The sequence below is a fragment of the Flavobacterium soyangense genome (assembly GCF_015277675.1).
Classification (GTDB): Bacteria; Bacteroidota; Bacteroidia; order Flavobacteriales; family Flavobacteriaceae; genus Flavobacterium; species Flavobacterium soyangense.
In genome coordinates this window covers 1-12,351 of record NZ_JADHEC010000039.1, presented here as the reverse complement: position 1 = coordinate 12,351, position 12,351 = coordinate 1, and the positions used below count along the sequence as shown (strand labels likewise).

The following is a 12,351-nucleotide window of genomic DNA, read 5'->3' as shown; positions in this document are numbered from 1 at the left end:
AAAAAACAATTATGATGTATAAAAAATCTATTGTAAGAGCCGCGGCAGTTCAAATTGCTCCCGTAATAGAAAGCAAATCGGGTACCTTAGCTAAGGTAGCAGACGCTATTGTAAAAGCTAGTGCTAATGATGCTGATATAATCGTTTTTCCAGAAACTTTAGTGCCAAATTATCCTTATTTCTCTTTTATAAAACCAGCGGTAAGTATAAAAAATGATCATCTAAAATTATATGATGAAGCGGTAGTTGTTCCTAGCGAAGAGACTGATTTTATAGGAAGTTTAGCAAAAAAGCATAACATAGTAGTCGTTTTAGGTGTTAACGAACGTGATGGTGGAAGCTTGTACAATACGCAACTTGTATTTGATACAACAGGAGAACTTGTTTTAAAGCGTAGAAAAATAACACCTACCTATCATGAACGAATGATTTGGGGGCAGGGAGACGGCAGCGGATTGAAAGCAGTACATACATCAATTGGTAAAATTGGTGCACTAGCTTGTTGGGAACATTACAACCCACTGGCTAGGTTCGCACTAATGAATGATCATGAAGAAATTCACTGCAGCCAATTTCCAGGATCAATGGTTGGGCAAATTTTTGCTGACCAAATGGAAGTAACCATGAGACATCATGCTTTAGAATCAGGATGTTTTGTAATTAATTCTACAGGATATTTGTATCCGGAACAAGTTCAAGAAATAACAGGAGATCCATCTATGCAAAAAGTGCTGGAAAAAGGATGTTTTACTGCTATTATTTCGCCAGAAGGCGTTATTATATCAGATGTTTTGACGGATGGAGAAGGAATTGTTTATGCAGATATGGACATGAGTCTTATTACAAAAAGAAAACGAATGATGGATTCTGTAGGACATTATTCAAGACCAGAATTATTATCGCTCAAAATCGATAAAAATCCGAAAAACTTAATGCATGAATCAAAATCATTATTAAACGAAAAAGATCATGAACAGCACACTAACATTAGAGACCAATTATACTTTACTGAATGAAATTCAAACAGAAGGTATCCGTATAGAAAACACAGATGATTTAACCATCCGTAAAGGAGGTGCAGGACCTACAGATCATAAAGCTATTACTATTTTTAATACCACCTTAATGATTCCTGTATTTAGTTCTGCAGCAAAAAAATCTTCTTTTGAAGCAACAGTCCCAACAAAAATGGGACTGGCTTCACTCAAGAAAGACGGAAAAATTATTACAACAATTCGTTTTGTTGGAGAACCTAAATTTTACAAAGAACAAACCTCTGATGGTATTCCCTTTTGGAAAATTGCACGTTTACATAGTAAAGATGTATTAGCAACAACTGTTCTTCAAAATTGTATTCGATATAAGGAAAAAGAAACTTCATGCCAATTTTGTGCCATCGGGGAATCTTTAAAATACGACACTACAATAGCCTATAAAAAACCGCATCATTTGGCCGAAGTAGCTAAAAGAGCAGTAGAGTTAGACGGAATTTCTCAATTCATAATGACAACTGGCACACCGGCAAGTTCAGATCGAGGTGCCAAAATATTGTACGAAAGTGTTTCCGCAGTTGCAGAAGCAGTAAGCATTCCAATACAAGTACAATGTGAACCACCAGATGATTTTGAGTGGTTTAGCAAACTTAAAAATGCTGGTGCTAGTTCAATTGGAATGCATTTAGAAGCCGTTTCTAATCGGGTACGAAATAAAATCATGCCTGGGAAAGCAGAAGTATCCATCGCTTATTACTTTAAAGCTTTTGAAGCTGCAGTAAAGGTGTTTGGAAAAGGAAACGTAAGCACCTATATACTTGCAGGATTAGGTGATACCCAAAAGGAAATTTTAGAAATGTCCATAAAATTAATTGCTATTGGAGTATATCCTTTTGTTGTTCCTTTTGTTCCGGTAGGAAACACTCCTTTGCAAAATCATGCTTCACCAAATAAGGACTTTATGCATGAAATATTAGATCCTTTAGCCCGTGAATTAGTCAATGCTGGAATGACTTCTGACACGTTAGAATCGGGTTGCGCCAAGTGTGGGGCTTGTTCTACACTATCTTCATTTGAAAAAAAATATGCATCATGATTTATTTTGAAAAAGACAAAAAATACACTGGATTAGATTTTATAGATATAAATATTCCTAGTGATAATGCACAATTAGCAGCATACTATGAAACTCGAAAATTAATTTTTTGTGAGGAGCAAGGTCTTTTTCAAGTTTCAGATTATGACGACAAAGATGTAAATGCTATACCTATAATTGCCGTAAATCATTATTTAGGAACACCTGATAACGTGGTAGGTGTTGTACGAATTTATGAAGAAAACAAAAGAGAATGGTTTGGTGGTCGATTAGCAGTAATAAAAGAATATCGTTCTTTTTCAAAATTTATATGCCCCAATTTATTTAAAGAAAAAAATGTTTCTGCATTGTACCAAATGTCAGTTGCCGCAGGATTAATATACAGAGCGGTATCATTAGCTAATTATATGGGTTGCGATAAATTTTCGGCCTATGTTCAGGAGCAAAATGTAAAACTTTTTCAACGCTTGCATTGGGTTATAGAAGAGGAAATTTATTTACACGGTGTAAAACATTACCTAATGAATGCCAATTTAGAGGCATATCCAGCAGTTCCTATTTATTCTAATTCGGCAGTATCTAATTCTAAAGTAGCTTAATAATGACAGTAGCAATAAATGATATAGTCGCAAGTATTGAAAGCTTAAGAAATCATGTGGACATCATAGACAAGAGAACTATAGAGCAAACTTATAAAAATATTGGTAACGCGACAAAAAGTAGTGTTTATTTTCCGGATGATGCGGCTACGATTTTACTTGGTGATGATGCTGCTGCCATACCTCAAAAAGATGGGAGCCACCTATTATTAGCTGCAGAAGGTATTGTTAGCCATTTTTTAAAATCGGATCCTTGGTTTGCGGGTTATTCTGCTGTGATGGTCAACATTAGTGATATTTGCGCTATGGGTGGCTTGCCTATTGCCGTAACAGATACGATATACTCGTTTAAAGCCGAAGATAACGAAGCTATTTGGGACGGCATGATAGCTGCATCACAAGCCTATGGTGTGCCTATTGTTGGTGGACATAGCTGTTATCATTCTGCTATCAATGCGCTTAGCGTTTCTATTTTAGGAAAAGCAACAAGCAATATACTAACCAGTTTTGATGCTCAACCTGGCGACGCAATATTATTGGCTATTGATTTAAACGGAAATTATTATAAGGAATACCCTTTTTGGAACGCTAGTACTACCAACAGTAGCCAAAATTTACAAAAATTAGCACAATTACCTTATAAAATAGCAAATAATAAATGGAGTAAAGTGGCCAAAGATGTTAGTATGGGAGGGATTATTGGAACTTTATTAATGCTCTTAAATACTTCCAAAGTGGGAGCCGAAATTAATATTGAAGCGATTACAAAACCCGAAAGTACAACTTGGAAAAAATGGTTATCCAGTTTTCCTAGCTACGGTTATTTGTTTAGCTGCCCTACAAAAAATATCCAAAACATCAAATCCTTATTTGCCGAAAATGGTATTAACTGCGATCACATAGGGAGCATAAGCAAACAACCCGATTTATTTCTAAATTATAAAGAACATAAACTTAAATTTTAAAACCATGCCTATAACATACGTCCACATCGAATGGCCAGATAATCAAAAGGATCACGTTTATTCGCCATCAAGTGTAATTGAAGATTATTTTAAAGCTGGAGAAAGTCTTACAATAGATACTTTTTTAGAGCGATGCAACAATAGTTTAAATGAAGCCAGTGAAAGAGTGAGGAAAAAATTTGGCTACGCTTGCACCTCAGCAGAGGCTGAATCCTATAGAATAAAATTGAAATGTGAAGATTATGATGTTTCAAAAAACGTAAAAATAATATCAATAAAATAAAAGAAGATGAATCACTACCAAGTTATTATTGTTGGAGGAGGTCAAGCAGGTCTTTCCGCAAGTTATTGTTTAAAAGAAGATAATATAAACCATCTAATTTTTGACCGAGGCGAAATTGGAGATACATGGAAAAATCACCGTTGGGATTCTTTCTGTTTAGTAACACCCAACTGGCAATGTAGATTACCTGGTTTTGATTATGACGGGGATGATCCTAAGGGATTCATGTTAAAAGATGAAATTGTTGATTATGTGAAGCGTTATGCACAATCCTTTAACCCTCCAATAAAAGGAAATACAGAAGTATATAACGTATACAAAAACAAAAACGAATCTATTTTTAGTATCGAGACGTCAATAGGAAACTACACTGCCGATAAAGTTATTATAGCAACAGGAGCGTATCATATTCCGAATATGCTACCGATATCAAAGGATTTCCCTGAACATATTATACAGATACACTCAGATGACTATAAAAATCCTGAACAAATTCCAGATGGAATAGCCTTAGTGGTTGGATCGGGTCAGTCGGGCGCACAAATAGCTGAGGATTTACACCTTGCTGGAAAAAAAGTTATTCTTAGTGTTGGTACTGCTCCAAGAGCTCCTAGGATATATCGAGGGAAAGATGCTGTAGAATGGTTAGAAGAAATGGGATATTATGACCAACCCATTGAATCGCATCCTGACCCGGAAGAAGCAAGACATAAAACCAATCACTATTTGACCGGAAGAGATCGTGGGCGCGATATTGATTTGCGAAAGTTAGCTACCGAGGGCGTTATTCTTCGTGGTCAAATCAGTCAAGTTAAAGACACAACAATAATTTTTCAAGATGATTTAGAATATAATCTTGATGAGGCTGACAAAACCTATAATAGAATTCTAGACAATATTGACAACTATATAAATAAAAACAATATTGATGCTCCTGAAGGTCATCGATATGAAGCTTTTTGGAAACCAACTGAAGAAAACAAAACGGATTTAGATTGTTTAAAAGACTCCATTACATCAGTTATTTGGAGTACAGGCTATAAAGTGAATTATAACTGGATTGATTTTCCTGCAGTATTTGACCAAAGAGGCTTTCCTACATATGAACGTGGAATTACCGAAGAGCCTGGCTTATACTTTTTAGGGCTACCTTGGTTGCATACCTGGGGGTCAGGAAGATTTTCCCATGTTGCACAAGATGCCAAATATATAGTCGAACATATTGCTAGCTGCTATGAAGAAGTTGAAACTTGTTTGAATAGAAAATAGATGAAAAATCTACAAGAAAATTTTAATAAATCAAGCCATGAATTCACGAATTAAAGTAATATAATTCGTGAATTCATGGCTTTTAAAATTTTGAAATCCGTTTAAATCTGTGGCAAAAAAATTACAACTTCGCTTTCAGTTCTCCAGCATCGATAGATTCGTGCGAAACATCATAGATCGCTTTTCCATCTTTAATCAAAAGTAATTGTGGCGATTGATGATACACCCCAAAACGGCTTGCAATATCATTCGAAATGGCTCTATACCCCAATAAATCAAGGAAATAAGCATCAACTTTATCTTCTAAATCATATTCCTTTTCAAACTGTTTCAAAGCCATACTGCTTATGATACAACGTGTGCTGTGCTTAAAAATCACTACTGGTTTTTCACTAGAAACAGCAACAATTTCATCCAACTGTTCCAAATGATTTAATGGAATCCAGTTGATTTTGCTGTTAGAATTATCTTGTTTTTCAGAACCTCCGAAAATATTTGAAAATACACTCATTTCGTCTTTCTTTAAGTCAATTTGTCGTTAGTAAACACTTTATATCCAGTCATTTTGTCGTAACTTTAGTATTGGAATAACATTTGACGATTATTTAACAAAGGTACAACATCTAAACAGTTGGCACAAGCATCAATAATTTGCACATTAAACTTTAAATCAAAAGTAAAATGAACATCAATAAATTTACTATCAAATCGCAGGAAGCCATTCAGCTTTCACAGCAATTGGCACAGAGTTTTGGACAACAACAAATAGAAAACGAACATATTTTAAAGGCAATTTTCGAAGTCGATGAAAATGTGGCTCCTTTTATCTTGAAAAAACTGAACGTAAATGTTCCATTGTTCCAACAAATAATAGACAGTACCATTCAGAGCTTTCCGAAAGTTTCCGGTGGCGAAATTATGCTTTCCAGAACGGCAAATACAACACTAAACGAAGCCGAAATTATTGCCAAAAAAATGAATGACGAATTCGTTTCCATCGAGCATTTAATCTTGGCTATTTTCACTTCCAAAAGTAAAGTGTCCCAAATATTAAAAGACCAAGGCGTAACCGAAAAAGGATTGAAAGCAGCCATCGACGAATTGCGAAAAGGAGAAAGAGTGACCTCTGCCTCAGCTGAGGAAACCTATAATTCTTTGAACAAATATGCACGAAACCTCAACGAACTGGCTAGAGAGGGAAAACTCGATCCTGTGATTGGTCGTGATGAAGAAATTCGTCGGGTTTTGCAGATTTTAACACGTCGTACTAAAAATAACCCGATGCTTGTGGGAGAACCCGGAGTGGGAAAAACCGCCATCGCTGAAGGATTGGCACATCGAATTGTAGATGGTGACGTTCCGGAAAACCTGAAGGACAAAATCGTCTTCTCACTTGATATGGGCGCTTTGATTGCTGGAGCAAAATTCAAAGGAGAATTTGAAGAACGTCTAAAATCTGTCGTGAAAGAAGTTACGGCCGCCGAAGGAGATATAGTTTTATTCATCGACGAAATCCACACACTCGTGGGCGCAGGTGGTGGCGAAGGCGCAATGGATGCGGCCAATATTTTAAAACCAGCTTTGGCTCGTGGCGAGTTGCGTGCCATTGGAGCAACAACATTAGACGAATACCAAAAATATTTCGAGAAAGACAAAGCTCTTGAACGTCGTTTCCAAAAAATAATGATTGAGGAACCTGATACCGAAAGTGCGATTTCAATCCTTCGTGGAATCAAGGAAAAATACGAAACCCATCATAAAGTTCAAATTAAAGACGAAGCTATTATTGCGGCCGTCGAATTGTCGCAACGCTATATTACCAACCGGTTTTTGCCTGACAAAGCCATAGATTTAATGGATGAAGCTGCGTCGAAAATCCGTATGGAAATCAACTCAAAACCCGAAGAACTCGATGTTTTAGATCGAAAAGTCATGCAACTCGAAATAGAAATTGCAGCCATTAAACGGGAGAAAGACGAGAGCAAACTTAAAATTTTAGGAATGGATTTGGCCAATCTAAAAGACGATCGTAATAAAATATATTCCAAATGGAAATCAGAAAAAGATGTTGTCGATACTATTCAAAACGTAAAAACCGAAATCGAGGATTACAAATATGAAGCCGAACGTGCTGAACGTGAAGGCGATTATGGGAAAGTAGCCGAAATTCGTTACGGAAAAATCAAAGAAGCCCAAGAACGATTAGATGCATTTCAAAAACAATTGGTCGAAGATCAAAGTGGAGGAACTTCATTGATAAAAGAAGAAGTTACCCGTGAAGATATTGCCGAAGTCGTAGCAAAATGGACCGGAATTCCAGTTACAAAAATGCTGCAAGGCGAAAGAGAAAAACTCTTGAAACTCGAAGACGAATTGCACAAACGTGTCGTAGGTCAGGAAGAAGCAATCGAAGCCGTGAGCGATGCCGTTCGTAGAAGCCGCGCTGGATTACAGGACATGAAAAAACCCGTGGGAACTTTCCTTTTCCTTGGAACAACAGGTGTCGGAAAAACGGAATTGGCCAAAGCCTTAGCCGAATATTTATTCGATGATGAAAACGCCATGACTAGAATCGACATGAGCGAATACCAAGAACGCCACAGTGTCAGCCGTCTAGTTGGTGCGCCTCCGGGATATGTGGGTTATGACGAAGGCGGACAATTGACCGAAGCCGTACGTAGAAAACCCTATTCTGTAATTTTATTGGATGAGATCGAAAAAGCGCATCCCGACACCTTTAATATTCTATTGCAAGTATTGGACGAAGGAAGATTGACAGACAATAAAGGACGTCTGGCCGATTTTAAAAATACGATTATCATCATGACTTCTAACATGGGAAGCCAGATTATTCAGGATAAATTTGATAATCTAAAAGGAAGTATCGAAGCCACAACCGAAGCCGCAAAAGTAGAAGTTTTGGGTTTATTGAAACAAACCGTTCGCCCAGAATTTATCAATCGTATTGACGAAATTGTAATGTTTACGCCACTTACCAATGCCAATATTTCGCAAATCGTGGGATTGCAACTAAAATCTGTGACAAAAATGCTGTCACAACAGGGTATCACGATGGACGCTACTCCGGAAGCCATCGCTTATTTATCCGAGAAAGGATATGATCCGCAATTTGGTGCCAGACCCGTAAAACGAGTGATACAAAGGGATGTTTTGAACCAATTGTCGAGAGAAATCCTGGCGGGAAAGGTTGCTGCAGACAGCATTATTTTGCTGGATGCCTTCAACGGAAAATTGGTGTTCAGGAATCAAAGTGAGTTGGTTTCGTAATCTTTAGTCATCCTATGTTTGCAACATAGGATGAACTGTGTTCATTGCGAGGTACGTAGCAATCACATAACATGAGCAACAAATGTGATTTGCTTCGACTACTTAAGCAGGCTCTGGGGTTTCCTTTTGTCCGAAATGATACAAAAAAAATAACACTAGCACCAGTCGAAAGATTGGTGCTAGTGTTATTAGGAGCAGAACGATTTATTTTCTGTCAACTTCCCTCCCGCTGTACGCAGTATCTCTTGGGCTGAACCCCAGCCCAAAAAGGATACTTGCTACCATCGGGGCTATGAGATTTGAAAGAAAAAAATTGATTAAAACCCAAGAAAAATATTTTTTAAAATGTAATTTCTAATTTGGGATATTCTTAACTAATTTGAAAACGAAAGCTGATTTTTATTTACTAATTTAGGTGCAATTTATTTTTATCTGACCTAAATTTGGATAAATTTGTACTATTAACATTTAAAAATTAATAAATGAAAAGAGAAATTTGCACAGCATTAATGCTTGAGGCTAAACAAGAAAAAGGAATAAGTTTTCAACAAATTGCGGATGAAATTGGCAGGAGTATCGTTTGGACCACATCGGCTATTTTAGGGCAAAACACATGCGACGCCATTGAATCCAAAAAAGTGTGCGAATTATTGGGGCTGGGAATTGATATAGAAAAAGCTTTTCAGCAATTTCCTTCCAAAGGGACGGAAGCGATTATGCCTCCTACAGATCCGCTAATTTACAGGCTTTATGAAATTGTATTAATTTATGGAGATACAATTAAGCAGGTGATTCACGAAAAACTAGGAGATGGCATTATGAGTGCCATAGATTTTAACATGCAGATCGAAAAAGAAGAAAACCCGAATGGGGATCGTGTAAAGATAACTTTGGATGGCAAATTTCTTCCATATAAAAAATGGTAATTAAGACACTCATCCAAATTTAAAACAAACATTGTCCTAAAAAATGTGTAAGTAAAAAAAGTGTTAGGGTAATTTCAAACTCTAACACTTTTTTTTTACTTACACACTTTAAGGGCTACCACAAATAAACCTATCAGACAATGCAATCTCACCATTAAAATCATCGCAAACAAGAAAATAAAGGTTTCTCTACTTACACTATTTTTCTTTCTCCGATTTGTTGTCTCCACATAGCATAATAAAGCCCTTTTTCATTCAACAGATCTTCATGTTTTCCCTGTTCTATAATAGATCCTTGCTCTAAAACATATATTCTGTCTGCATGCATAATGGTTGATAAGCGGTGGGCTATCAATACGGTAATTTGATCCTGTTTTGAAGATATGCTACGAATGGTTTGCGTAATTTCTTCTTCGGTAATCGAGTCAAGTGCAGAGGTAGCTTCATCAAACAACAGTAACCTTGGCTTTCTTAATAGCGCTCTTGCAATCGACAACCTCTGTTTCTCGCCACCGGATACTTTAATCCCGCCTTCACCGATAGTGGTTTCCAATCCTTTTTCGGCACGTTCCAATAAATTTTGGCAGGCTGATTTTTGCAGGACATCATTTATTTCATCATCTGTGGCATTAGGTTTCACAAACAGTAAATTGTCTTTTATCGTTCCGGAGAAAAGTTGAGCATCTTGAGTCACAAAACCCAATTGTTGTCGCAACTCTGTTAAATCAATTTCTTTGACGTTTATTTCATTGTAAAAAATAGCTCCCTCTTCAGGAGTGTATAAACCGACTAACATTTTGACTAAAGTTGTCTTACCACTTCCTGATGGTCCAACAAAAGCAATAGTTTCTCCCGCTTTGGCTTCAAAAGAGACATCTTTTACCGCATAACTGGTAGCCGTTTGGTGCTTAAAAGATATATTTGAAAATCTCAAATTATTAATAAACCCAATTGTTTTGGGATACAATGGTTTCTCTTCACTTTTGGCGTTCATCAAATCACCAAAATTATCCATCGAGGCTTTCGTTTCGTTGTAAGTCGCAATAACATTGCCTAATTCCTGTAGGGGATTAAACAAAAAGAAAGAGAAAAACATTAAAGTAATCAAATCTCCCGGTTTGATTATTCCTTTAAAAATAAACATATACAATGCAAAAACCAAAGCCGTTCTCATAAAATGAACGGTTGTCCCCTGAATAAAACTCAACGAACGAATAAAGCGTACTTTCTTTAATTCCAGTCCCAATATTTTTATAGTCGTGTTGTTTAAACGGTTTACTTCTTGCTCCGTTAAACCCAAACTTTTCACTAATTCAATATTGCGCAATGATTCAGTGGTTGCACCTGCCAAAGTGGTAGTTTCACCCAGTATTTCTTTGGAAACTTTTTTTATTTTTTTGCCCAAAAAAGAACTGATAAATGCTATAACAGGAACCGTCGCCAAAAAAATAGGCCCCAATAACCAATCGATACTGATGGCATAAACCACTACGAATGTGATTCCGATAAGTGATTGAAAAACCAATGAAACAGACAAAGTGATAAATTTTTCACAATCTATTTTTACTTTCTGGAGCTTTCCTAAAGTTTCACCACTGCGTTGATCTTCAAAATCCTGAAAAGGCAGCTCTAATGCTTTTTTTATCCCATCAGTATACATTTTTGCCCCTGTACGTTGAATTATAATATTGGTAAAATAATCTTGGAAATTTTTGGCTATTCTTGACATCATCGAGGCTCCTAATGATAAAGCTAACCAGCCTAAAACCGCTTTGGTAAAATTTGGTAAATCATGATTAAAGCCTGCTACTCCAACACCACATTGATTCAGTAATTTACCGATAATAATAGAGTCGCCTAAGGAAAAACATTGATTAATTGCCGCCAAAAACAAGGCCAAAAATAGTAAAGGCTTGTGTTCTTTGATATAAGTATATAAAATTTTCATAGTTTATTTTAAAAAATTGAAATGCAAAACTACAATTATTGAATTCAAATAATTTAAATTGATGGTATAATATTATTATAAAGATATAAACGTTTATTATTAAGTAGCTTACAATTGCCTGAAACTACAACTTAAAAAATGCTTTCTGCCATAGTACCTAAAGAGATTTTTTGTCATTTTTAGACACATAGTCAAGATAGTTAAATAAAAAAAATTACAGAAAATCTAAAAAACAAATGAAAAATAAATAGCTCATTTGTTATAAACATAATGAAATATTAAAACTCCATTTCCTATGCAAACTATGATTTTGAAGTTGGTATAGTTCTTAAAAAAAGTAGCTAAAATTTGGAAATAAATTTTTAAATTTAACATAGATAAGACTTATCTATTTGAATATCATAAATTTGAAAAACATGTGTCTTAATATTAATTCTATTTTAATTTAAAAACAAAAATCATGAAACTACTTATTCTTTACGGTACAACCGAAGGGCAAACCCGCAAGATTGCCCATTTTATGGAAGTTTTTTTCCAGAATGCTGGATATCAAGTAACAATTGCCGACTCCACAGCCAATCCTCCTTCACCGAAAGAATTTGATGCTATTTTGATTGGTTCTTCAATACATATGCATAAATACCACACTGCCATAAATCATTACATAAAAAAGCATGTTGAAGACTTAAATCTAATGCCAGGAGCCTTTTTTTCTGTCTCACTTGCCGCAGCATCGGAAATGGAAGAGGAACATCTTGAAGTTCAAAAAATTACAAACGAATTTCTGGAACAAACAGGATGGAAACCTTTAATGACTACTCAAATTGCAGGAGCTTTAAAATACACCGAGTACGATTACTTTAAACGCCAGTTCGTCTAAAAACCCTCAAACGGACTCAATTTTGTTAATCAGAGCGTAAATATATGTGATTTAAACTACAATTAAAATTCTTTGTTGAAAAACGGATTGTTCATTCTTAAAATA

General features: G+C 35.8%; 11 protein-coding genes. 9 read left to right on the top strand and 2 right to left on the bottom strand.

Annotated elements, in window-relative coordinates; all coding sequences use genetic code 11:
• Positions 1–11 precede the first annotated feature (11 nt).
• The 6 genes from IR213_RS14005 to IR213_RS13980 are packed head-to-tail and all read left to right on the top strand — an operon-like array spanning position 12 to position 5,204.
• The gene (locus IR213_RS14005) at positions 12–1,016 is read left to right on the top strand and encodes a Nit6803 family nitrilase (protein WP_228479198.1); all 1,005 of its coding nucleotides are present in this window, start codon (positions 12–14) and stop codon (positions 1,014–1,016) included.
• A complete protein-coding gene (locus tag IR213_RS14000) occupies positions 970–2,088 on the top strand; it encodes an MSMEG_0568 family radical SAM protein (RefSeq protein ID WP_194312925.1) in 1,119 nt (372 codons plus the stop codon). Before IR213_RS14005 ends, IR213_RS14000 begins: the two co-directional genes overlap by 47 nt.
• Positions 2,085–2,687 carry an MSMEG_0567/Sll0786 family nitrogen starvation N-acetyltransferase gene (locus IR213_RS13995; RefSeq protein WP_194312924.1) on the top strand — a complete coding sequence of 201 codons (603 nt, stop codon included), beginning with the start codon at positions 2,085–2,087 and terminating at the stop codon, positions 2,685–2,687. The genes IR213_RS14000 and IR213_RS13995 overlap by 4 nt, the downstream gene beginning before the upstream one ends.
• A gap of 2 nt (positions 2,688–2,689) precedes the next feature.
• Positions 2,690–3,652 (top strand): sll0787 family AIR synthase-like protein, encoded by a 963-nt coding sequence (locus tag IR213_RS13990; RefSeq protein ID WP_194312923.1) that lies wholly within the window; start codon positions 2,690–2,692, stop codon positions 3,650–3,652.
• Between the two features lie 4 nt (positions 3,653–3,656).
• Positions 3,657–3,935: an MSMEG_0570 family nitrogen starvation response protein gene (locus IR213_RS13985; RefSeq protein WP_194312922.1), complete on the top strand. Its 279-nt coding sequence runs from the start codon at positions 3,657–3,659 to the stop codon at positions 3,933–3,935.
• Between the two features lie 6 nt (positions 3,936–3,941).
• Entirely contained in the window at positions 3,942–5,204 is a 1,263-nt protein-coding gene (locus IR213_RS13980; RefSeq protein ID WP_194312921.1) for an MSMEG_0569 family flavin-dependent oxidoreductase, read from the top strand.
• 121 nt (positions 5,205–5,325) lie between these two features.
• On the opposite strand, the gene ytxJ is transcribed toward IR213_RS13980, so the two are convergent.
• A complete protein-coding gene (ytxJ, locus tag IR213_RS13975; RefSeq protein ID WP_194312920.1) occupies positions 5,326–5,715 on the bottom strand; it encodes a bacillithiol system redox-active protein YtxJ in 390 nt (129 codons plus the stop codon).
• Positions 5,716–5,885: 170 nt separating this feature from the next.
• Here ytxJ and clpB point away from each other — a divergent pair, with 170 nt between their 5' ends.
• Together clpB and cynS are read left to right on the top strand one after the other, a co-directional pair.
• Positions 5,886–8,492: an ATP-dependent chaperone ClpB gene (gene clpB, locus IR213_RS13970; RefSeq protein WP_194312919.1), complete on the top strand. Its 2,607-nt coding sequence runs from the start codon at positions 5,886–5,888 to the stop codon at positions 8,490–8,492.
• Positions 8,493–8,974: 482 nt separating this feature from the next.
• On the top strand, positions 8,975–9,418 hold the full coding sequence (gene cynS / locus IR213_RS13965; RefSeq protein ID WP_194312918.1) for a cyanase: 444 nt from the start codon (positions 8,975–8,977) through the stop codon (positions 9,416–9,418).
• A 193-nt stretch (positions 9,419–9,611) separates the two neighbouring features.
• Here cynS and IR213_RS13960 read toward each other — a convergent pair whose 3' ends face one another.
• Positions 9,612–11,366, bottom strand: coding sequence for an ABC transporter ATP-binding protein (locus IR213_RS13960; protein ID WP_194312917.1), 1,755 nt, complete (start codon positions 11,364–11,366; stop codon positions 9,612–9,614).
• A 460-nt stretch (positions 11,367–11,826) separates the two neighbouring features.
• Here IR213_RS13960 and IR213_RS13955 point away from each other — a divergent pair, with 460 nt between their 5' ends.
• A complete protein-coding gene (locus IR213_RS13955) occupies positions 11,827–12,246 on the top strand; it encodes a flavodoxin domain-containing protein (protein WP_194312916.1) in 420 nt (139 codons plus the stop codon).
• Positions 12,247–12,351 lie beyond the last annotated feature (105 nt).

Coding starts and splice junctions, on each gene's coding strand:
- IR213_RS13960 (WP_194312917.1), bottom strand. CDS start 11,366: ATGAAAATTTTATATACTTATATCAAAGAACACAAGCCTTTACTATTT.
- IR213_RS13995 (WP_194312924.1), top strand. CDS start 2,085: ATGATTTATTTTGAAAAAGACAAAAAATACACTGGATTAGATTTTATA.
- IR213_RS13990 (WP_194312923.1), top strand. CDS start 2,690: ATGACAGTAGCAATAAATGATATAGTCGCAAGTATTGAAAGCTTAAGA.
- IR213_RS13985 (WP_194312922.1), top strand. CDS start 3,657: ATGCCTATAACATACGTCCACATCGAATGGCCAGATAATCAAAAGGAT.
- clpB (WP_194312919.1), top strand. CDS start 5,886: ATGAACATCAATAAATTTACTATCAAATCGCAGGAAGCCATTCAGCTT.
- IR213_RS14000 (WP_194312925.1), top strand. CDS start 970: ATGAACAGCACACTAACATTAGAGACCAATTATACTTTACTGAATGAA.
- cynS (WP_194312918.1), top strand. CDS start 8,975: ATGAAAAGAGAAATTTGCACAGCATTAATGCTTGAGGCTAAACAAGAA.
- IR213_RS14005 (WP_228479198.1), top strand. CDS start 12: ATGATGTATAAAAAATCTATTGTAAGAGCCGCGGCAGTTCAAATTGCT.
- IR213_RS13955 (WP_194312916.1), top strand. CDS start 11,827: ATGAAACTACTTATTCTTTACGGTACAACCGAAGGGCAAACCCGCAAG.
- ytxJ (WP_194312920.1), bottom strand. CDS start 5,715: ATGAGTGTATTTTCAAATATTTTCGGAGGTTCTGAAAAACAAGATAAT.
- IR213_RS13980 (WP_194312921.1), top strand. CDS start 3,942: ATGAATCACTACCAAGTTATTATTGTTGGAGGAGGTCAAGCAGGTCTT.